Origin of the sequence: Anaeromassilibacillus sp. An172 (assembly GCF_002160515.1) — a bacterium.
GTDB classification, from domain to species: Bacteria; Bacillota; Clostridia; order Oscillospirales; family Acutalibacteraceae; genus Limousia; species Limousia pullorum.
This window is the reverse complement of record NZ_NFKS01000026.1, coordinates 22,564-43,934: the sequence shown is the minus strand read 5'-3', so window position 1 is coordinate 43,934 and position 21,371 is coordinate 22,564. Positions and strand designations below refer to the sequence as shown.

The window sequence follows — 21,371 nt, the reverse complement described above, 5'->3', positions numbered from 1 at the left end:
TTGCTCTCTGTTTTTTCTGTTTTTCTCTATCATTTTTATCACCTGCTTCTATTTTACCACTTTTATCGAAAAAAGCCCAGCGAAAGCTGAGCTTTTTCGACAGGCTGAGGGCTGTGCAAATGCACAGCCCTGTTTTTATAGAATTAGCTATTTGCTATAGCAGTTTGAATTGCAGTTACATCCGCAACACTTATAGAACCGTCGTTGTTAAAATCAGCAGCCGCAATCTGTTTGTCATTAAAGCTTACGCTTTGCGCCAGATAGCTTTGAACCATTGTGGCGTCTGCTATGGAAAGAACACCGTCAAGATTTACATCACCCATAAGAGTTTCTTCTTTCTTTCCAACAGTTATAACGCAGGTATCCTTAAGCCCTCCGTCCTCTGACATTGCGGTTATTGTGACTGTGCCGTCTTTCAAAGCAGTTACCACACCGTTTGGGCTTACCTTGGCAACTGTTTCGTCAGATGTGCTCCAATAAACCATAGCGTTTTTCGGCGCTGTAGGCTGTAATGCCGCACCAAGCTTTAAGGTTTCACCAACTGCCATGTCAGCACTGTTTTTATCAAGCTTAATTGATGTAATTTCGCTTTTTCCGCCCTCTGAATACACATCTGCAATAACAGAACGGTAGGAATAATCTACAATCTCTCCTGTAGCCTTATCCTTCACATTTTTCAAAGTAACAAGATAAACGTCACCCTCTGAAACCGACAGACCTGAGTCATAAAAGCTCATCTGAGAACCTGTTCTGTAGAAATAGTGAGAGTTTGTATTTTCCTCGCTGTCACTAAAATTCCACTCTCTTCCTGTGTTGAGATGCTTTACATTAACAGAAGAGCTGTCAGTAAGGCTGTAATCAGAATAAAATACTGTAGTCCAGTTAAATGTATCCCTGTAAAATGCGCCTACTGGTGTGACGCCCTTTGACGGCCAGCTTATCAAATCCACATCGGATTTCTGATTTCCGGAAAACTTGTGAACGCCCTGAGAGGACATACTGTTTGAAGTAGATGTTCCAATTCCTATATTTGTGTAACTGGGGTCAAGAAGATTATAGCGGTGGCCTGCATTTATCGGGTCGCCTGCGGAATCATCCAAAGCCTTATAAATACTTGACAAAGCCTCTCCCCAGAAAAGGTTCTCGCCATAACCAAGTTGACAAAGCTCATAAAACTCGTCGCTTATGCCCTCAACCTTAGGCGGATTGTGAGGCGACGGGTTTGAAATGCCGTTTCTGGAAAGATAAGCGGTATATGTTGCTTTTGCCTGTGCTCCCTGACAAAGTTCTTCATCCATCTGAAGCTCACTAAGTCCGGCTCCCACTCTTATGCAGTTTAAGAACAACACAGCACCTTTAAGCACGTTTTCGTTTATCTTTCCCGCTGTTATTGGCAGAGTATCATAGGATGGCTGCTCCACATAATAATTACTTACACCGGAGTTGTACAGCTCAACTGATTCAACATATATATCGTGCATTTTGCTTATTGTTTCTTTTTCCTCATCGGTATATTCCACTTCTGTTAAATCAAACATATCAGGATTTACATATCCTGTCACATAATAAGCTGTGTCGTCTTTAAGATAGAATATAAATGCGGCATTATTTATATTATCCGGAACCTTGTATCTTCTTGCTCCTCTTGCAAAATCAAGGGGATTAAAAAAGCTTCTGTAAGGGCCTGACATTCCCATTACACTGTATTTTACATATCCTTCTTTTCCTGTATTTTCCGCATACTCAATCAAATCGCTTCCGTTTTCCGCAAGCTGAAGATTATAAGCATATGTATTTTCATCAAATACCACCGGTGTATCATAGCCGTACAGCTTTGAAACTCCGTTGAACATCAAAACAGAATGGCGGCACAAAGCTGTGTCATACTTATCAATATCAGAGAAAAACTTATCCTGATATGCCTGCTGTGACAAATCTATATTCGGATAATAATATCCAATATAACCCAGAATATTCTCATTGTCGTCGGTCATCCTTGTGCCTGAAACATAATAGTCATCCTTATCCCCAAAGCTGTACTTGGGAGTTCTGTAACCCTCGGAAATACTTCCGAAAGCTGCTATTCCGTCCTGAGCATTTGTTTCTATATAGAGATAATCACTGTAGTTATCACCATAGAAAGTACATGCCTTTCCTCCGAAAGGAGACACGGTTTCAAGCTTAGGCTCTCCGAAAAGCTTCTTAACATCGGAAAGACCCATATCCTTTGTTACTGTTTTTCCGCCCACAATTATAAGGGCATTATCGGGGAAATCATCTGCCGCAGCAGCTGTCACAGGCAATGCGCTTACAATCAATGAAAAAACCAAAAATAAAAGCAATCCTTTTTTTAATAGATTTTTCACTTATTATTCCTCCTCATTTAGAATTTGCTTTTAATTCTATTATAGCACCTTAATAAACAAAGTCAATTATAAAAGATATAAATGAAAAAGCAGAACCCCGAAAACAGGGTTCTGCCGAAAATAAACTATTAAAATTACAAAATGCTGTTGAGGAAGTTTTTGCATCTGTCGGTTTTCGGGTTTGTGAAAAACTCCTGAGGTGTGTTTTCCTCTATCATTTTTCCCTGGTCCATAAAGATAACCCTTGTTGCCGCTTCCTTTGCAAAGCCCATTTCGTGGGTAACAATTATCATTGTCATTCCGGATTTTGCAAGGGCTTTCATAACGTCCAAAACCTCTCCAACCATTTCAGGGTCAAGAGCTGATGTAGGCTCGTCAAAAAGCATTACGTCCGGCTCCATGCACAATGCACGGACGATAGCTATTCTCTGCTTCTGACCGCCGGAAAGCTGTGAAGGATAAGCGTTTGCTCTGTCCTCAAGACCTACTCTTTTGAGAAGCTCCATTGCCTTGGCCTCTGCCTCAGCCTTGCTCTTCTTTAAAAGCTTCATAGGAGCTAATGTCATATTTTTAAGTATTGTAAGATGAGGGAAAAGATTGAACTGCTGGAAAACCATTCCCATTTTCTGTCTGTGCTTGTTGATATCAACCTTTGGGTCTGTTATGTCTGCGCCCTCAAAAATAATCTGTCCTGATGAGGGAACCTCCAAAAGGTTTAAGGAGCGCAGAAATGTAGATTTACCTGAACCGGACGGGCCGATAATTACTACAACCTCGCCCTTTTTAATCTCTGTGCTTACTCCGTTCAATGCGTGAAGCTGTCCGTAGCTTTTTACAAGGTCTTTTACTGTAATCAATGCATCAGTGCTCACTCTTACGCAGCCTCCTTTCAACTATTCCCACAAGCTTTGTGAGGATAATAACTATCACAAGGTAAATAACCGCAATACTGATATATGGGAAGAAAGGCTCGTAAGTTGCGGTCTGAATCTTCATAGCCGCTCTTGTAAGGTCTGTACCTGCAATGTAACCTACAACTGATGTTTCCTTGAGCAAAGCTATAAACTCGTTGAGAAGAGCAGGCAAAACGTTTTTAATTGCCTGAGGAAGTATGATAAATATCATTGTCTGGAAATAATTAAGTCCCAAGCTTCTTCCGGCTTCATTTTGTCCACGGTCGATTGACATGATACCGGAACGGAAAATCTCTGCAACATATGCAGCTGAGTTAAGACCGAAACCAACAATAGCAACCGCCAAAGCGTTTACCACGCTGGTAAGTATTATAAAGTACAAAATCAAAAGCTGAACAACAATAGGAGTTCCTCTGAAAATTGTAAGATAGAGCTTGCAAACTCCGTTAAAGAATTTAAGCAAAAAGCTTCCCAAACCCTTTTTCTTTGTAAGCTCTTCCTTTCTCAAGTCGTGTGTTGTTCTTACAGCAGCTATAATAAAGCCCAAAGCAATACCGATTATAGCAGCAAACAAAGTGATTAAAAGTGTGTTTCCCAAACCCTCAAGAATCATCTTGTATCTGTCCTGTGTGATGAAGGTTGCTACAAACGGGTCAACGACACTGTCTTGCCACCATGCGCCGATGGAATCAAAAAAATTCAATCATCTCACCCTTTTCCTTTAATTAAAAAATCGTCCGAATATAAAACCTTTAAAAAAAAGAGACTGCCGAAACGACAGCCTCTTAGATTTACACATCTGTCATTAGAAAGATATGAAATTTTTAAATCACTCTCTAACGATGATTACGTTCTTTGATGTTGTATATGTGTTTGTAAAATCAACGCTCTCAAGTCTTTCCTCAGTAACAGTCATACCTGCTGCGCCGAAGTCAGCCTTACCTGAATCAACAGCTGCGATGATTCCCTCAAATTCCATGTCAAGGATTTCAAGCTCATATCCAAGCTTGTCGCAGATAGCCTTTGCGATATCAGCGTCAATACCTACAACCTTGTTGTCCTGGATGAACTCATATGGTGGGAATGTAGCGTTTGTAGCCATTACCAATTTGCCGTTAGGATACTCTGTTCCTTCTGGAGTTTCATAAGGTGTTTTACCAGCGTTATCGCCGATGTAGTTGTCCTTAATCTTCTGGAGAGTTCCGTCAGCCTCAAGCTCTGCCAAAGCAGTGTTGAACTTGTCGAGAAGCTCTGTGTTGCCCTTCTTTACGCAGATAGCGTAATCTTCCGGCTCAAAAGTATCTTCCAAAATCTTAATGCCGTCATTAGAAGCAACATAGTTCTTTGCAGGCTCTTCGTCGATAATAACGCAGTCTACCTTGCCCTGCTTCAAAGCCTGAACAGCGAGGATACCGCTGTTGAACTGTGAAACTGTTGCGCCCTCGTTTGCTGCATAGTCAGCTGCAACAACTGTGTCGCCTGTTGTTCCGATCTGAACACCGATTGTCTTTCCTGCAAGATCTTCCTTGCTGTTTACAGTGTTTTCAGGAGCAGAATTTCCTCCGCATGCTGCAAGGCTCAAGCACATAACAACTGCGAGAACGATAGAAATAACTTTCTTCATTTTGTTAGTCCCCCAAACTTATTATATCTACTTTTTATATTCAGACAAATAAAATGTCTACGTTATAATTTACACTTTTACGTCACAGTTGTCAATAGAAAAAGAGAATTTTTGAATAAATATTCAGCGTAATACATGAAAAACGCTAATATTCTGTGATTATTTCCGATGGAAGTTTAGCTTTTTCTTTTTTGAATATTATAAGAAGCCTTAAGCAGGATTTTTTCACTTACAAATCTTCTGAAAAATAATCCGACCTTCATTGTAATTCCCGGAATTATCACAAGCTTTCCTTTAAGTGTCTGGTCAATTGCATACTTTGCCACAGCCTCACTTTTCATGCCGCTGAGGCTGAAATTCACATGGGCAACCTTGTCAAATTCTGTCTTTACAGGGCCGGGACAAAGTACGCTGATTTTAACAGCACTGCCCTGTCGTCTTAATTCCTCGTAAATTCCCTCTGAAAATCTCAAAACATAATTTTTAGTGGCATAGTATGTATTCAGCATAGGTCCCGGGAGAAATCCCGCAGAGGATGCAACATTCAAAATCTGACCTCTGTTTCTTTTCATCATATCCTTTAAGAAAAGCTTTGTAAGAATATGCACAGCGGCAATGTTTGTTTCAATCATCTCAAGCTCCTTTGAAAGAGGTATCTCAGAAAAATATCCGTGATATCCGAAACCTGCGTTGTTTATAAGCAGGTCTATTTTCTCACCTTTTACGAGCTTGTAAAGTCTTACGCACTCTTTTCTTTTGGACAAATCACATTCCACATAGAATGCCTGTCCCCCGTCCTTGCTGTTGATTTCTTTGGCAATTTCTTTTAGGCGCTGTTCACGTCTTGCAACAAGTATAACATCATATCCCAATGAAGCAAGATAAAAAGCCATATCCCTGCCCATTCCAGAACTTGCTCCGGTAATCAAAGCTTTCACAATGCATCATCCTTTCCGTTTCTTCATGTTTTTTAACATTATAACACGGAAAACTATCGTATTAAAGGGAAAAAGGCGTTTACATTTAAAATAACTACATGATATAATGATAAAAATTACCGTAACGGAGGATTTTATGGGACTTAATGATGTTATTGTAGAAATAATACTTATCTGTATATTTGCTGTACTGGGACTTATGTATCTAAGCGGAAAATGCAATTTTCTTATACCTAAATACCGCCTGCTTTCTGATGAGATGAAAAAACGAACCAACGTTAAAAAGCTTTCCAGACTTTTCGGATTCGCTTCCCTTTTCGCCGCTTTGTCCATAGCCGTAATGATAACAGGAGGACTTTTAAAAATCCACCTGCTGTTTTTCGGAGGAATTATAATGCTTGGCGCAGATGTTTTCTATATTTTCAATAAGGGAAGCCGCAGCGAAAATTTCCTTTTGCCCAAGGACGATGAAAAAGATAAAAAACACCAATAAATATTTTATCAACTAAAGAAAAACGAGCGACAACCAAAAAGCCATCGCTCGTTTCTTTTTGTCTCAATGATAATAATGTATGTTCTTAATATCATACTAAAGGCTGATTATTTTAGACATATAATACATTATACCACACTATTGCAGATTACCACCAACCTGCACATTTTGTTACAACATTGAGAACAAGATATCCAACGCCCCATGCCATGAAACCCATAAATAGAGCCTCCTTCCCTTTTATTATTTAATAAAAAGATTAAAAATTACAATCTTTTTATTAACCGTATTATAACACAGCGGTGCGTTTTTGTCAACTATCGTAGACAAAAACGCACCGCTTTTAAAAATTTTTTCATAAAATTAAATTTTGTATCTTTGTAATTATTTATATTCTAAACCAATATCCTGATTATGTCCGTTTGAAATTTCTTCCTCAATAAGATTTACAAGCTCGTGTGGTGTAATCCCCAAAGCATTTGCTATTTTCCAGATAGTTTCAAGATTTGCTTTTTTGTTTCCGCTTTCTATCATTGCCAAATGGCTTCTGGCAAGACCTGCAAGGCCGCTTAAAACCTCCTGTGATAATTTCCGCTCTTTTCTAAGACGGCGAATTACCACACCTACCGCATATTTATTAAATTCTATCATCAATGACAACCTCCCTTGGGATTAGTGTAAGCAGAAAATGCACAATAATTGTCTATGATAGTAGACATTTTTATAAATATGTGATATAATCAATGTGACAGGGGAGTTGATGTACGCCAACCTTTTGGCACTTATTTTTTATAACATATTATTAAATATTTTATCACACAGGTTTTTAAGTGCTAAGAAAAACATTAAACAATATAAGACTCAATCCACGGTCTGTTATCGTTGATAATAATTAACTTGATTTTTGTCCCAACTTCCCTGAAATGCAAAGAAGCTGTTGTAAAGGATTAACTTTACAACAGCTTCTTTTTTATTGGCTATATGCCAAGCTATATTTTTTAATTAGAAATATCTCTTGAGGAGACCTGCGAAACCGCAGCCGTGACGAGCTTCATCCTTAGCCATCTCGTGAACTGTGTCGTGAATAGCGTCGAGGTCAGCAGCCTTAGCTCTCTTAGCGAGGTCGAACTTGCCCATGCAAGCGCCAGCCTCTGCCTCTGCTCTCATCTCCAGGTTCTTCTTTGTGCTGTCTGTGAGAACTTCGCCGAGGAGCTCTGCAAACTTTGCTGCATGCTCTGCCTCTTCAAATGCGTATCTCTTGAAAGCCTCAGCAACTTCCGGATAGCCCTCTCTCTCAGCAACTCTTGACATTGCAAGATACATACCAACCTCTGCGCACTCGCCGTTGAAGTTAGCTCTGAGATCTTCCATGATATCCTCAGAAGCGCCCTGTGCGATACCTACAACGTGCTCAGTTGCATATGTAGCGCCTTCCTGAACCTGTGTGAACTTTGATGCAGGAGCTTTGCACTGAGGACATACCTCCGGAGCCTCTGGACCTTCGTGAATATAACCGCATACGTTGCAAACCCATTTTGCCATAATATAAATCCTCCTAAATTTCGTTAATTTTTTGTTTTAATAAATTTATTGATATCAAACCAGCCGCTTATTTACATTTATCGCATACACCGTAGTAGGTGACGCTTTTGCTTTCTACATTGAATCCGTCCCCAATAAGGGCAGTTTCAGCCGCAGTCGGTTCGTTATCCTCTACATCGTAAATTCTTCCGCATCTGTTGCAGACAAAGTGAGCATGTGGGTCTGTGCGACCGTCTATTCTCTCTTCACCGTCAACAGTTGCCACGTACTTAACTATACCCTGTTCTTTGAACAGGCTGATATTTCTGTAAACTGTTCCCAAACTCAGATCAGGGCGGTCATCTTTAAGATTGTCATAGACCCACCTTGCGCTGGGATGGCAGTCTGTACTACAGATAACATTGTAAATAGCAAGTCTTTTACTGCTGAAATTTAACCGCCTGATAAAATCACCTCAAATCAATAATTATTACTGAATTTGTTGAATTTATCATACCACATCGGAATTGATTTGTAAAGACTTTTTTGTAATATTTTTTAATTTTCAAAAATATACATATAATATCTGAAAAAAGGTGATGCAGTTTGTACGCAAATATTAGATTAAAGCCGGCAGGTATACTTATAGCCGTACTTACATTTTTTTCTTTAATTTTAACCATGTGCGGTTTTATATTTACGTCAAAAGAAAACACGGAAAAAGAAGTCTCGCTTCCAATACTTATGTATCATTCCCTGCAAAAGGACAGCAAATCTCAGGGTACATATGTAATATCCCCGGATGATTTTGAAAGAGATATGAAGTACCTTAAAAACAACGGATATACATCTGTCACTTTTAAAGAGCTTATAGCCTTTGTTAAAAACGGAACTCCCCTGCCCCCAAGGCCTATAATGATTACATTTGATGACGGCTACTACAACAACATACTTTACGGAAGTCCCATACTTAAAAAATACGGTTACACCGCCGTGATTTCCCCCATAGTGAGCTGTACAGCCGAATATTCAAATACAGACTCAATATCCCCTGTTTACGGCTGCGCAGGCTGGGAAGAGCTTAAAAACGCCATAGAAGATGGAACTTTCTCTGTGGAAAACCACACATTTAATTTACATTCTCTGAAAGGCAGAAAAGGGATTTCAAAGCTTCCCGGTGAAAGTTATGAAAGCTATAAAAACACAGTAGGAGAAGATATCTCAAAAGCTCAAGAACTGATTTATGAAAATCTGGGATTTTATCCAGTCTGTTTTACATATCCCTACGGAGCTTTTGACGACTATTCACAGCAGCTTGTAAAAGAGCTTGGTTTTTCCGCATCCCTCATATGTACGGAAAAACTGAACACAATAACATCTGACAGTGACAGCCTGTACGGCTTAGGCAGATACATAGTGACGCCGGAAAACTCAGCAGAAGAGATACTGAAAAGAATTGGTCTTGAAAAATGAAAATCAACATAGTATTAAACAAAAAGCTTGCCAAAAAGATTTTTATATATTTTCTGACGGCATCACTTTGCGCCGTTTATTTTATGTTTATGAAAGGAAGAATTTCTATGCCCAAAATATTTTTAAGCCCCTCTCTCCAGGAATGGAACCCCTATGTGGACGGAGGAAACGAAGAATACTACATGAATTTGATAGCCGACGCAATGGAACCTTACCTGAGGGCAAGCAATATTGAGTTTGACAGAAACTCCCCTGAGCAAACCCTCACCCAAGCCATTGAGCAGTCCAACAAAGGCAACTATGATTTACACTTCGCCATACATTCCAACGCTGCGCCGGAAAATCTCGCCGGCAAGCTCAGCGGTGCTGATTTTTATTTTTACCCCACCAGCAGTAAAGGCAAGGAAGCGGCGACGGTCATTTCCGAGAATTACAAAAAAATATATCCCAACCCCTCCAACGTGGAGATAATCCCCACCACAACACTGGCGGAGGTAAAGCGCACCAAAGCGCCTGCTGTACTTGCGGAAGTAGCTTACCACGACAATCCAACCCAAGCCCAGTGGATACGTGACAATATAAACGAAATAGGAAAAAATCTCGCCGAAGGTATCGCCCTTTACCTTGGAGTTCCCTTTGTAGAGCCTTGACCTTGTAAAAAATAAATAAAATTTTATTCCCGGAATAATAAAAACATTCCGGGAATACTAATATTAAGCTATTTCCCGTAAAAAACAATATTTTTTCCAAAAAGGTATTGACAAATGCATATAGGTGCGGTATAATGTACAAGCTGACAACGCAACAGCGTGTCAATAACCAATGCGCCAATAGCTCAGCTGGATAGAGCAACTGCCTTCTAAGCAGTAGGTCAGGGGTTCGAGTCCCTTTTGGCGCGCCATATGGTGGGTATAGCTTAGTTGGTTAAAGCGCCAGTTTGTGGCACTGGAGACCGTCGGTTCGAATCCGACTATCCACCCCATTTGACTCATTAGCTCAGTTGGCAGAGCACTTGACTTTTAATCAAGGTGTCCGGAGTTCGAATCTCCGATGGGTCACCAATAACCCCCGATGTACCAAATCGGGGGTTAATTTGAATATTGGGCTATAGCCAAGCGGTAAGGCAACGGACTTTGACTCCGTCATCTCGCTGGTCCGAATCCAGCTAGCCCAGCCAAAAACCTGTCTGAAAAGGCAGGTTTTTTTATTTTATTAAACATTATTTTGTGATATAATAAGGTATACAAAACTTTAAGGAGGGATAATTATGAAATTTTCAAAACCTCTCTCCTATCTTTTGTCCTTTTTCTATCCCAGCCGCTGTCCCTTCTGCGGAAATGTGTCACAGCCCTTTGTCACCTGCTGCGATAACTGCCGGCCAAAAATAAAAATTCAGACGGGAAAATATTTTATAGGAAACCGCTGGCTTTGCACATCACCATTTAGATATAGCGGTCTACCGAAACAGGCAGTTCTGAAACTAAAATTCAACAGCTGCGGACAGATTTCCTGGGCTATGGGGAAATATATGACCGACGCCATAAAGGAAAGCTTTTCGGATTACAGCTTTGACGTGGTGACCTTTGTCCCCATGCACAGAAAAAGAAAGAGGAAATCCCTTTACAATCATTCAAAGCTTTTGGCTTCCTCAATAGCCAAAAATCTGTCACTTCCTATGAAAAATCTTTTGATAAAGACAGAGTACAACAAACCCCAGCACAAGCTCAACAGGGACGAAAGAATAAAAACCATAAAAAATACATTTCGTGCCGACAGCAAATCACTGGATTTTATCAAGGGTAAAACCATACTGCTGTGCGACGATGTTTTAACCACCGGCTCAACCCTCAGCGAGTGCTGTAAAGTTTTAGAAAAAGCCGGAGCCAAGGACGTGTTCTGCGTCGCTTTTGCAAAGGCTTAATAATATGGAGGTTCAAATGAAATTACATACAATTATAGACATAAACTCTTTAAGAGAGGTAAAAAAACACATTTTAAGCAGGAAATTAAAAACAACATGTATTGTTTCCGCCATTGTATTTTTTATATTGGCTATTATTCTTTTTGCAGTTAAGGTATATTTTCAGGCTGCAATAATACTTGTTATCGCATTTGTTTTATTTTTCGAGATAATATTCTTTGAAAACCTTCTTGTAAAAAAGAATTTAAAGAATATAAGGGAGCTTTACGGCACTGAAAAGGTGGATGGAACCGTGGAATTTTTAGACGACAAAATGATTGTTGCAAATTCAGCAACCAACGGAACCCTCCCTATAAATTATCAGATAATTTCAAGAGTTGTGGAAACTTCAAATTATTTCACCATGTTTACAAAACAGAATTCCATGATAATAATGGATAAATCCTCTATGAGCACAGATGAAACCGCCGATTTTTTAAACATAGTAAATACAAAAATGATGAAAGCAAAGTATGTAAAAGGCAAATAATATTTATAGTCTTAAAAATCTTAAAACCGCCTGTAGGTGTGGCTGTTCCTACAGGCGGTTTTTGTGTGCATTATTTCAAATTTAAAAAAGTGAGATAGAAGTCTGTTTTAATGAATAAGTTAAAATGTTATCCGTTTACTTTATGATAAATTCATCAAGCTTTCCGAGAACCTCATCAAGCACCGCTTTATCATCGCAGTGAATAACAAGTGTGAGATCGTTTTTCAGGTCAAGGCTGAAAATACCGATCATGGATTTAGCATCTATTATATAACGTCCCGATGTCAAATCGAAATCAAATTCATATTGTGAAATTGTGTTGACAAACTTTTTAACTTCTTCAACCCCGTAAAGTTTAATACCTACTTTAAGCATAGTAATTTTTTCTCCTTATAAAATCAGCTTTGCATAATGTTTCAGAAGTCATATTTATCAAGTCAATGATACATCAGGAAAGTAGTTTGGCAATGTGCATTTCAATAGGGCTGTAATCTCCTGAGGTTTTTGGAACAAGCACGCCGCCGCTCATAAGAGCCTTGCCGGTGTATGTTTCACTGCCGTTGTTGATTACATATTCTGCGTTTTCATCAAGGCCTCTCGGCTTTATAAGATATCTCACAAAATTCGGCTTTGTGAAAAATACCATTCCGTGAATAAGAGCTTCGGATTTATCCTCTGAAACAAATTCCCATGCGGCGTACTCATCCTCCATAGGATTGCTCAGTCTGTAGTATTCACCATTGTGGATAAGAGGCTGATATTCTTTGAAACGCTTTATTTGATTTTTAACACTTTCCTTTTCCTCAGAGCTGAGTGTATTCAAATCCAGCTCATAACCGAAGCTTCCTGCCATAGCGGTAACCGCTCTGGTTTCAATAGGTGTAATTCTTCCGGTCTGGTGGTTAGGCACTGTAGACACGTGAGAACCCACGGCAGAAATCGGATAGAAAAAGGATGTGCCGTACTGTATTTTTGTTCTTTCATAAGCATCAGTATCGTCGCTGCACCAAATCTGCGGGCAATAATAGAGCATACCTGCGTCAAATCGTCCGCCGCCTCCGCAGCAGCCTTCAAACAACACATCAGGGAATGAAGAGGTAAGTCTTTCAAGGAGAGAATAAACGCCTAAAACATATCTGTGAGGCATTTCCCCCATATTCTCAGAATTAAGACCATGGCTGAACCAATCCGAAATACTGCGGTTCATATCCCATTTCACATAGGATATATCGGCAGATTTCAAAACATTGCTTACAGCTTCGTATATATAATCCTGAACATCTTTTCTCGACATATCAAGCACAAGCTGACAACGACTTCTTACAGGCGCTCTGTCAGGAATTTTAATAGCCCAGTCCGGATGATTTCTGTAAAGGTCGCTGTCCTCTGAAACCATTTCAGGTTCAAACCAAAGGCCGAATTTCATTCCCATGGCTTTTACCTTATCAACAAACTTTTTCAAAGAACCGCTGAGTTTTTCCTCGTTTACAAACCAATCACCAAGTCCGGCTGTTTCGCCGTTTCTTTGTCCGAACCAGCCATCGTCAAGAACGAACATATCAACTCCAAGCTCAGAAGCCTGCTTGGCTATATTATATAGTATCTCTTCGTTAAAGTCAAAGTAAGTGGCTTCCCAGTTATTTATAAGAACCGGACGTGACTCAAGCTTATACTTGCCTCTGCATACGTTGTTTCTGATAAACTTATGGAAGCAGTGGGAGAGCTTTTCAAAGCCCTGTGAACTGAAGCTTAAAAATGCCTCGGGAGTGTAGAAGCTCTCCCCTGCTTTAAGATTCCATTTAAACATTTCAGGATTTATTCCCATGACCATTCTCACCTGGTCGATCTGGTCAAGCTGAACTCTCGCTTTAAAGCTTCCGCTGTACATAAGCATTGCTCCTATACAGCTTCCTGAAATTTCCGTGCAATCAGCTGAACAAAGTACTATTGCGGGGTTTTGCTGGTGGCTTGAAGCACCTCGATTACTGGAGCTTTCCTGAACACCGTGTATAAGTGACGCACGCTCAAGCTGTCTTTCCATTGCGTGTCTTCCCTGGAAGTGTACCCACTGCCAGTTTCCGAAAGGAATATCAAGACAAACGCTTGAAGCATTTTTGAGATATACACTGTTATCTCCTTTGTTGGTGATAACTGCGCTTCTTGTGATAATATCGGTATTTTCAAAAACTCCGTATTTCAGCACAACCTCTATTTTTGAAACCTTGTCCTCCAAAGTTATCTCAAGAGTTTCTGCTTCGTTGCTGTTATCATAGGATGCCGGAAGTCCCGGGATAGAATACTTTCCCTTTTTAACTTCCCAGCCTTTAAACCTCAAGTCAACCGAGCTGTCACCATCCTTATTGAGTACGGACAATGAAGAAATTCTGTAATCCCCCGTACCCTCGCAGGAATATTCCTGGGGCAATGTATCAAGCGAATAGGTCTGTCTTGTACCAGCCTCGTATATACTGCCGGAAAATCCCACGTTAGGATAGTCCAAAAGATACTCCATATTTTTATTTGTAATTTCGCCATACCATATATGCTTTAAAACCCCAAATTCGTCAACTTTCATTTGATACTCGGTATTGGCTGTTTTTACGCTAAAAAATTTTTCCTTTTCGTTAACGCTGATTGACATAATAAACTCCTCACAATTACAGGATATTAAAATCGTAAGTGGACAAATCAGCCTCCAATGTTATTTTGCTGTCCTTGTATTTTCTTGTAATAACAAGCTTGTCGTCATTGGCTTCAACTGAGATTTCACCGTCAAGATTAAATGCAGGATGTGAATTTCTCAGCTCCATAAGCTCTTTAATATCCCTTACTATTTTTCTGTTTTGCTCTTGCTCAACCTCATCGGCTGTGTAGTAATGACGGTTAATATCTCTGCCGTTTTTGGTTCTCTCCATAAGCTCGGTGTCGTTGCTGCCTGCAAGCATTCCCACATAGTAAACCTGAGGAATACCCGGTGCAAAGAACTGAATAGCTCTCGCCAAAAGATAGGACTTGTCATTATTACCCAGAGCCGAATAATAAGTTGTGTTTACCTGATAGATGTCAAGGTTGTTGTAAGCTTCAGAGCTGTAAATTTTCTTTACGTTTGCTCCCTGGCTGTACATCTGTTCCTTGACTTTGTCGATTTCTTCATCCGGTAAAAGGTCTTTAACGTCAACGATTCCAATGCCGTCGTGGGTATCAAGAGTTGTGAACTGCTTCATAGGACACATTTCAAGCCATTTTTTAAGATACTCTCCTGTGTGATTGTAAAGAGCATGAAGCACAAGAACCGGCAAAGCAAAATCATATATCCAGAAGCCCTTCTTTGATATCTTCATCGGGATTGTGTAATGCTCGTGAATTTCAGGCAAAATCTCTGCATGATGAGCTTTTGCTATATCCTCTATTTCATAGAGCAAATCCCAGATATCCGGTTCTATAAAGAAGCAGTTTGTATCAGCCTTTTTAATGGCGTAAGCAAATGCGTCAAGTCTGATAACAGAAGCTCCGTGACCGCACATATCAATAATTGTCTTTTTAATGAAGTCCTTTGTCTTTTGCTTGGTCACATCAAGGTCAATTTGCTCTTCGCAGAAGGTACACCATACTTTTTCACGGCTTCCGTCGGCAAACTCCGCCTCGATATACGGAGCTCTCGGCTTTCTCTTGTATATCATGTCAACCTGTTCCTGGGTAGGTTCCCCGTTTTCCCAGAAATCCTTGTAGCAGATAAAGAAATCCTTATACTCTGAATTATCTTTGTTCTTTAAAAAATCCTTAAAATATTCTGACTGAGCTGAGATGTGATTTACCATAAAGTCAAACATAAGATAATAATCCTTGCCCAGCTTTTCAATGTCTTCAAAAGTTCCGAAATTCTCGTCAACCTTGTCATAGCACATTGGAGCAAAACCTCTGTCTGCGGATGACGGGAAGAACGGAAGTATATGCACGCCGCCTACGGCGTTTTTGTAATGCTTATTCAAAACCTCATGGAGTTCTTTCAGGTCTTTACCCATGCTGTCAGAATAAGTTATAAGCATAATTTTGTTGTTGAGTTCCATAATATTTTATCCTTTCACGGCGCCGTTTGCAATACCTCCGATAATCTTTTTCTGACAAATTATGTAGAAAATCAAAATCGGAATCAAAGCCAAAATGTAAGAAGCAAAAGCCAAATTGTAGTTGGTGCCGAACTGAGTCTGGAAGTTGAGCTGTGCCAGAGGAAGTGTGGTTGTTTCGGAACCTGACATAATTACAAGAGGAGTCATAACATCGTTCCATGTTCCCAAAGCAGTCAAAACAGCAACTGTCGCGTGCATAGGCTTCATCATTGGGAAGATGATTGTCCAGTATGTTCTCCATGTAGAAGAGCCGTCAACCTCGGCAGCCTCTTCAATGGCAAGAGGTATATTTTTAAGATAACCGGTATAGAGCATAACATTCATAGGCATGTAGAATACCACGTAAAGAATAATTACACCGAACATGTTGTCAATTCCCATAATAGCTGTCTCTTTAACAAGTGGCATCATAAGAATTGCAAATGGAACAAACATACCGCTTACTATATAGAAATAAACGAGCTTGAAACCCTTGTGGCGCATCATGCATTTGCCGATTGCATAACCTGCCATGGAGTGGATAACCAGTGAAAGAACTATTGTAACACCGGTGATGATAAGGCTGTTTGCCAGAGAGTGCCAGAAATCTGTAACTCTCATAGCCTCTGCAAAGTTATCGAGGCTGAAAGAACTTGGCAGGCTCAAAGCTCCTGCAATATCGTTTGTCATCTCGGAAGGAGATTTCAAAGCGATAATTATAGCCATGTAAAGCGGGAACAAAACCGTAATACAGCCAAGTATAAGAATTACCGTAAGAAGAATGTTGGATTTTCCGGGTGTTTTTGCCTTTAATCTGCGAACTTTCTTGTCTGCTGTTTTAGTCATCACAGTTGCTCCTCCTTTTTGCTTGTAATTTTCATCTGAACTACAGAAATAACAACGATAACAATGAAGAACATTACAGCGTTAGCGCACTGGAAGCCGAACTGTCCGCCATCCATACCGTTTCTGTAAATAAGATAGGATATTGACTCTGTGCTCTGTGCAGGGCCGCCTTTTGTCAAAGACATGATCTGGTCGAATACCATGAGCATGTTTTTAGTACTCAAAATAAAGTTGATTGTTATAAACGGAACAAGCAAAGGAAGTGTAATCTTTCTGAATGTGTACCACTTGCCTGCGCCGTCGATAGCGCTTGCCTCGTAAACATCAGCAGGAATTGCCTGAAGTCCTGAGATGTAAATAATTGTGTTCATAGCAACAGCCTGCCATACACCTACGATAAGAACGCCGATCCAAGCTGCACTCTCGCTGGCGAGAATACTGTTTTCAAGAAATCCTATGTGCAAAGTTGTTCCGAGAGTCGGAATAATATATGTAAAGATAAAGCTGAAAATATAACCTACAATCAAACCGCCGAGAATGTTCGGAATAAAGTAGATACCTCTCAGGGTATTTTTAAACTTTATCTTGCTGTTAAGTCCAACCGCAAGAAGCAAGGAGATAACGTTTACAAGTATTGTTCCAACAATGGCGTATTTAAAAGTAAACAAATAGGAATTACCTACACGTGAATCCTGAAACAGATCTATAAAGTTTCTGAAACCAACAAAATCAAATGAGCCGTAACCTCTTGAGTTTGTAAAGCTGTAAACAAAACCTGTGATAAGAGGAACAGTGTTGAATACTGCGAACAACACCAATGCAGGAAGAGCCATCAAAATATAGGTTCTGGTCTTTTTTGACAGTCTCTTATTCTTTTTCATTGTAATCCCTCCTGATATTTTTTAACTTTCTCTATTAAATCTCTGTTGTACCTTACCCATTCTGTATCAAATTTTGTAAGGAATGTTTCCGTTGCGTTATCGCTGGTGTCCAAAAGATATGTCTGAACCATAGCGTCAACACTCATTTCACTTGGATAGTGATGGTCGTGGAAGTCGGAAACTCTTCCCTCTTCAATATAAGACTTCATACCGTCAAGCATAGACGGAAGTGTAAAGTCGCCCTCTTTGCAGGGAATTGCATTCTGGTTATCCAAATAAATCTGGATATTTTCATCCTCAAAAAGGAACTCAAGAACCTCATAAGCTGCTTCCTTATTCTTACATTCCTTCATAATTGAGAACTGCAAATCCACACCGGAAGTAAGAATATTATCTTCCTCGTTGTCATTTGCCGGGAATGTAAATGAATCAATGTTCATGTCCGGGTTAACCGAGAGAATCTGAGGAACAGCATAGCTTCCTATAGGATACATAGCAACCTCGCCACGTGCAAAAGCTGTACATGCGTCGTTATAGCTGTAAGCATATGGATTAGGCTCACAGTAGTTGAGAAGCTCCTTCATCTTTTCGGCAACATCCCAGTATTCTTCGGTAAATGTTGTATTTCCCATATTTACCTGAGCGCAGGTATCAGCAGGTGACAAAGAAACCGCAAGAGAGTTCCAAGGTGACAAGCAAGTCCAGGTATCTTTAAATCCGAAATACAGAGGAGTCATTCCGGATGCCTGAATTTCCTCACAGAGAGCTGTAAACTCGCTCCATGTTGTTGGGATTTCCCAGCCGTTTTCCTCGAACATATCCTTGTTGTAAAGGATACCCGCACAGTTTGCAACATAAGGAAGTGTATACACGCCGTCCTCCGGAATAAACTCAAGGGATTTTTCGATTTCCATATATACCGGCTTTATATCGTTTATGCCCTCAAAATCGGAAATATCCATGAACAAGTCAGCGTCTAAGAAGTTTGAATAGTTGATATCTCCGCCAATACCAACGATGTCAGGATAATCTTCCTTAATCAAACGTGTTTTCAGAACAGTCATAGCCTCGTTTGGAGATTCGATTCTCAGCTCGATATCGTCATGAGTTGCGTTGAATCGTTCCTCAATTTCTTCAAAAGCCGCAACCGCCTCCGGCTTGTACTGAAGCATTGTGATGACCGTCTTTCCGTTTTCACCTCCTTGTGAAGAGCAGCCTGCCACAGCAAAACTTGTTGTTATCAGCGCCGCAATCAATGCCAAAACAGCGAATTTTCGTTTAAACATAACATTTCCTCCTTTTTCACATGTTTTTTTACGACTATTCATTGTTTTCCTGGTGTGTATACATTATATCATCCATTTTGCTATCATTGAATACCATGAATCATGATGTTTTATATCATTTTGCGATTTTTACCCCTGTATTTTAAAATAATATCGCATTTTGGTATATTTCGTGATATAATATAAAAAACATCAACTTTTGTGGAGGGGTTTTAAATGAGTGATCTAATTTTTTCTATTTTTCCTCTTGAAAATTTCATCGACCTGGGACTGTGTCAATTCGGCAGAGAGCAGTGTTCCCCCTCCCATTCTTTCGGCCCTGCCGCAAGAAACCACTTTCTTTTTCACTATGTTCTGTCAGGCGTTGGCACCTTAATGGCTCAGGACAGAGACGGAATTACACAGACATATTCAATAAAAAGTATGCAGGGCTTTATGATTTTTCCCGATCAGATAACAACCTATATCGCCGACAACGAAATCCCCTGGGAATACCTGTGGCTGGAATTTGACGGACTCCGTGTAAAGGGTATGCTTGAAGCCGCAGGAATCACTCAAAACTCACCTGTGTACCGTGCAAGAAAAAAAGAGCTCCGTGACGACATGGTAAACGAAATGCAGTACATAATAGAACATGCAGATTCCTCACCATTTCACATTATAGGACATCTTTATCTTTTTCTTGATTACCTTATCCGTTCTGCCGCAGACTTTAAAGTATCCAGCGGAAGCCAGCTGAGAGATTTCTATATTCACGAAGCCATACACTATGTAGAACACAACTATCAAAACAATATAAGTGTTGAGGATATCGCCGCTGTGTGCGGACTTAACAGAAGCTATTTCGGAAAAATTTTTAAGCTGGGCGTCGGCAAAACACCTCAGGAATTTTTGCTGAACTACCGAATGTCAAAAGCCGCCGAGCTTTTAAAGCTAACCCAGCTCTCCATAAACGATATAGGAATAGCCGTAGGTTATGACAACTCCCTCCACTTCTCAAGAGCATTTAAAAACATATACGGAATTTCTCCAAGAGAATGGAGAAATCAGAATAAAATGAAATAAGTAAAAGCCACCTTTAGAGCAGCTCTAATGTGGATTTTCTCATTTAATCGTTTTTAATTACTCAAAGAATCTGCCTTTGAAGAAATTTTCGTTTCCCAATTTCTTTGCGGTAAGACGGAACATAACACATCCGTCAGGACAAACAATATCCTTGCAGTATTCACCGCTTCCGCCTATATTTGTAAGGTCTCCGCCGCTTCTTACCGCCTCCATAATTGGATAAAGCATCATCATGGTTTTTGAACAAATTCCATAGCCGTCCTTATTGACAGGACATCCATATGTGCAGGTGTACTTGTCCCCTATCTCTTCACCATTGCGGCAATAATGTTCAGTCCTTTCACCACGTAGAAAGCCTGTCACTTCAATTTCAAATTCATATTCTTCATCGTACCACTTTTTCATAGCTGACCTCCGGTTTTAATAACACTTTCTCAACATTCTGTAATAGGAAACATCGCCGCTGTCCGCCTTGGTAACAGTCTCAATCATACCGTTTTTGATAAACTCTTCTATTCTCAGGGCAATAAGACCGTCCCCTATACCAAAGGCGTATTCACCCAAAACATTTCCGATAACCTGAGCCTCCATAAACTCCTTTTCCTGAGCATCAATCTCTTTGATAATAAAGTCATCATAAAAGTTTTCTGAAACACTGACAAGCTGATGATTAAATACAGCCCTCAGTACAGAATTCTCCTTTTGCAGCTTCTGCCACCTTAAAGACAATCCATACATATAATCAGCAGGAAGCTTTTTCCCAAGCTTAGCCAAATGTCCCCACTGATGAGGAGAAACCTCTCCCCAGCTTGAATATATCGCAGCAGTGCCGTCAGGCATAACATGAAAGTCCGGAAGCTTTACACAGGTGATATTCAGATTTTCAAAGCCTACAGGCTTTAGCTGTTCTATCATCCAGCAAATACCACATGCCTCGTCAGGCGTATCGCTTGTCCAAACACGAATTTCTTCACCTTTTTCCGCACGGGAAATCAGCTCTATTAAGTTTTTCTCAGAGCTCTTTATCATCTCCTGTGAAGCTCCTTTTACCTCATCCGGATAAATGCTAAAAAGCCTGTTTAGAGCCTCTTCCCTTTGCTTTCCAATTCCACCCTCATCAATATTGCCAAAACTGAGAGCCAGAGGAAAACAAAGAATATCTCTTTGCTTTATGTTGAGAGGAACAGCGCTCTCCCAGTTTATCCGTTCTTTTTCTTCCTGTTCCCTGATTATCTTTTCTATTTTCTCCTGATTCGGCAAGCTATCCTGCTCGTCTGCAATTATAGCAGTGCTGACGCCGCCCATATGTTTGTTATTGATAGCAGCAAACCCAAGGCTTCCCCCTGCACTCTCACTAAACACAACTTCGACCATAAAAATCACCTTTATTACCTGTACACAAAATCGA

The 21,371-nt window shown here is 40.1% G+C and carries 22 protein-coding genes and 4 tRNA genes; 10 read left to right on the top strand and 16 right to left on the bottom strand.

Annotated elements, in window-relative coordinates:
* Positions 1 to 143 precede the first annotated feature (143 nt).
* The 5 genes from B5F08_RS11090 to B5F08_RS11070 all read right to left on the bottom strand — a co-directional run bounded on the left by B5F08_RS11090 (position 144) and on the right by B5F08_RS11070 (position 5,842).
* A complete protein-coding gene (locus B5F08_RS11090) occupies positions 144 to 2,366 on the bottom strand; it encodes an Ig-like domain-containing protein (protein WP_087379327.1) in 2,223 nt (740 codons plus the stop codon).
* A 134-nt stretch (positions 2,367 to 2,500) separates the two neighbouring features.
* Positions 2,501 to 3,223, bottom strand: a complete 723-nt coding sequence (locus B5F08_RS11085) for an amino acid ABC transporter ATP-binding protein (RefSeq protein ID WP_143256401.1) — start codon at positions 3,221 to 3,223, stop codon at positions 2,501 to 2,503.
* Between the two features lie 4 nt (positions 3,224 to 3,227).
* Entirely contained in the window at positions 3,228 to 3,893 is a 666-nt protein-coding gene (locus B5F08_RS11080; protein ID WP_087379339.1) for an amino acid ABC transporter permease, read from the bottom strand.
* 216 nt (positions 3,894 to 4,109) lie between these two features.
* Positions 4,110 to 4,904, bottom strand: a complete 795-nt coding sequence (locus B5F08_RS11075; protein WP_087379321.1) for a transporter substrate-binding domain-containing protein — start codon at positions 4,902 to 4,904, stop codon at positions 4,110 to 4,112.
* 176 nt (positions 4,905 to 5,080) lie between these two features.
* Positions 5,081 to 5,842 carry an SDR family NAD(P)-dependent oxidoreductase gene (locus B5F08_RS11070; protein ID WP_087379318.1) on the bottom strand — a complete coding sequence of 254 codons (762 nt, stop codon included), beginning with the start codon at positions 5,840 to 5,842 and terminating at the stop codon, positions 5,081 to 5,083.
* Between the two features lie 136 nt (positions 5,843 to 5,978).
* Between B5F08_RS11070 and B5F08_RS11065 the strand changes: the two genes are divergently transcribed.
* Entirely contained in the window at positions 5,979 to 6,335 is a 357-nt protein-coding gene (locus B5F08_RS11065) for a DUF3784 domain-containing protein (RefSeq protein ID WP_158096292.1), read from the top strand.
* A 384-nt stretch (positions 6,336 to 6,719) separates the two neighbouring features.
* Here the strand turns inward: B5F08_RS11065 and B5F08_RS11060 are convergent, their stop codons facing one another.
* From B5F08_RS11060 to B5F08_RS11050, 3 genes are all read right to left on the bottom strand, one after another.
* Positions 6,720 to 6,986, bottom strand: a complete 267-nt coding sequence (locus B5F08_RS11060; RefSeq protein WP_204245196.1) for a helix-turn-helix domain-containing protein — start codon at positions 6,984 to 6,986, stop codon at positions 6,720 to 6,722.
* Between the two features lie 351 nt (positions 6,987 to 7,337).
* Positions 7,338 to 7,877 (bottom strand): NADH peroxidase, encoded by a 540-nt coding sequence (locus B5F08_RS11055; protein WP_087379312.1) that lies wholly within the window; start codon positions 7,875 to 7,877, stop codon positions 7,338 to 7,340.
* Positions 7,878 to 7,944: 67 nt separating this feature from the next.
* A complete protein-coding gene (locus B5F08_RS11050; RefSeq protein ID WP_087379309.1) occupies positions 7,945 to 8,322 on the bottom strand; it encodes a Fur family transcriptional regulator in 378 nt (125 codons plus the stop codon).
* A 140-nt stretch (positions 8,323 to 8,462) separates the two neighbouring features.
* Between B5F08_RS11050 and B5F08_RS11045 the strand changes: the two genes are divergently transcribed.
* The 8 genes from B5F08_RS11045 to B5F08_RS11010 all read left to right on the top strand — a co-directional run bounded on the left by B5F08_RS11045 (position 8,463) and on the right by B5F08_RS11010 (position 11,779).
* Positions 8,463 to 9,329: a polysaccharide deacetylase family protein gene (locus B5F08_RS11045; RefSeq protein WP_087379306.1), complete on the top strand. Its 867-nt coding sequence runs from the start codon at positions 8,463 to 8,465 to the stop codon at positions 9,327 to 9,329.
* A 107-nt stretch (positions 9,330 to 9,436) separates the two neighbouring features.
* The gene (locus B5F08_RS11040) at positions 9,437 to 9,979 is read left to right on the top strand and encodes an N-acetylmuramoyl-L-alanine amidase family protein (RefSeq protein WP_087379333.1); all 543 of its coding nucleotides are present in this window, start codon (positions 9,437 to 9,439) and stop codon (positions 9,977 to 9,979) included.
* A gap of 174 nt (positions 9,980 to 10,153) precedes the next feature.
* Positions 10,154 to 10,230 (top strand) — tRNA-Arg (locus tag B5F08_RS11035).
* A gap of 4 nt (positions 10,231 to 10,234) precedes the next feature.
* Positions 10,235 to 10,311, top strand: a tRNA-His gene (locus tag B5F08_RS11030).
* Between the two features lie 3 nt (positions 10,312 to 10,314).
* Positions 10,315 to 10,390, top strand: a tRNA-Lys gene (locus B5F08_RS11025).
* A gap of 40 nt (positions 10,391 to 10,430) precedes the next feature.
* A tRNA-Gln gene (locus B5F08_RS11020) sits at positions 10,431 to 10,506 on the top strand.
* 90 nt (positions 10,507 to 10,596) lie between these two features.
* On the top strand, positions 10,597 to 11,250 hold the full coding sequence (locus tag B5F08_RS11015) for a ComF family protein (RefSeq protein ID WP_087379303.1): 654 nt from the start codon (positions 10,597 to 10,599) through the stop codon (positions 11,248 to 11,250).
* 16 nt (positions 11,251 to 11,266) lie between these two features.
* Positions 11,267 to 11,779, top strand: a complete 513-nt coding sequence (locus B5F08_RS11010; RefSeq protein WP_158096291.1) for a YcxB family protein — start codon at positions 11,267 to 11,269, stop codon at positions 11,777 to 11,779.
* A gap of 135 nt (positions 11,780 to 11,914) precedes the next feature.
* On the opposite strand, the gene B5F08_RS11005 is transcribed toward B5F08_RS11010, so the two are convergent.
* The 6 genes from B5F08_RS11005 to B5F08_RS10980 all read right to left on the bottom strand — a co-directional run bounded on the left by B5F08_RS11005 (position 11,915) and on the right by B5F08_RS10980 (position 18,898).
* Positions 11,915 to 12,154 carry an HPr family phosphocarrier protein gene (locus B5F08_RS11005; RefSeq protein ID WP_087379297.1) on the bottom strand — a complete coding sequence of 80 codons (240 nt, stop codon included), beginning with the start codon at positions 12,152 to 12,154 and terminating at the stop codon, positions 11,915 to 11,917.
* A gap of 73 nt (positions 12,155 to 12,227) precedes the next feature.
* A complete protein-coding gene (locus B5F08_RS11000) occupies positions 12,228 to 14,420 on the bottom strand; it encodes an alpha-galactosidase (protein ID WP_204245195.1) in 2,193 nt (730 codons plus the stop codon).
* A 16-nt stretch (positions 14,421 to 14,436) separates the two neighbouring features.
* Positions 14,437 to 15,846, bottom strand: coding sequence for a sucrose phosphorylase (gtfA, locus tag B5F08_RS10995; protein ID WP_087379294.1), 1,410 nt, complete (start codon positions 15,844 to 15,846; stop codon positions 14,437 to 14,439).
* Positions 15,847 to 15,852: 6 nt separating this feature from the next.
* Positions 15,853 to 16,731 carry a carbohydrate ABC transporter permease gene (locus B5F08_RS10990; protein ID WP_087379291.1) on the bottom strand — a complete coding sequence of 293 codons (879 nt, stop codon included), beginning with the start codon at positions 16,729 to 16,731 and terminating at the stop codon, positions 15,853 to 15,855.
* Positions 16,731 to 17,612 (bottom strand): carbohydrate ABC transporter permease, encoded by an 882-nt coding sequence (locus tag B5F08_RS10985; RefSeq protein ID WP_087379288.1) that lies wholly within the window; start codon positions 17,610 to 17,612, stop codon positions 16,731 to 16,733. The genes B5F08_RS10990 and B5F08_RS10985 overlap by 1 nt, the downstream gene beginning before the upstream one ends.
* Positions 17,609 to 18,898, bottom strand: coding sequence for an ABC transporter substrate-binding protein (locus B5F08_RS10980; protein ID WP_087379285.1), 1,290 nt, complete (start codon positions 18,896 to 18,898; stop codon positions 17,609 to 17,611). The genes B5F08_RS10985 and B5F08_RS10980 overlap by 4 nt, the downstream gene beginning before the upstream one ends.
* A gap of 216 nt (positions 18,899 to 19,114) precedes the next feature.
* Between B5F08_RS10980 and B5F08_RS10975 the strand changes: the two genes are divergently transcribed.
* Entirely contained in the window at positions 19,115 to 19,963 is an 849-nt protein-coding gene (locus B5F08_RS10975; RefSeq protein WP_087379282.1) for an AraC family transcriptional regulator, read from the top strand.
* Between the two features lie 57 nt (positions 19,964 to 20,020).
* On the opposite strand, the gene B5F08_RS10970 is transcribed toward B5F08_RS10975, so the two are convergent.
* Both B5F08_RS10970 and B5F08_RS10965 read right to left on the bottom strand, forming a co-directional pair.
* A complete protein-coding gene (locus B5F08_RS10970; RefSeq protein WP_087379279.1) occupies positions 20,021 to 20,368 on the bottom strand; it encodes a TIGR04076 family protein in 348 nt (115 codons plus the stop codon).
* Between the two features lie 15 nt (positions 20,369 to 20,383).
* The gene (locus B5F08_RS10965) at positions 20,384 to 21,337 is read right to left on the bottom strand and encodes a DUF3658 domain-containing protein (RefSeq protein WP_087379276.1); all 954 of its coding nucleotides are present in this window, start codon (positions 21,335 to 21,337) and stop codon (positions 20,384 to 20,386) included.
* Positions 21,338 to 21,371: the final 34 nt, after the last annotated feature.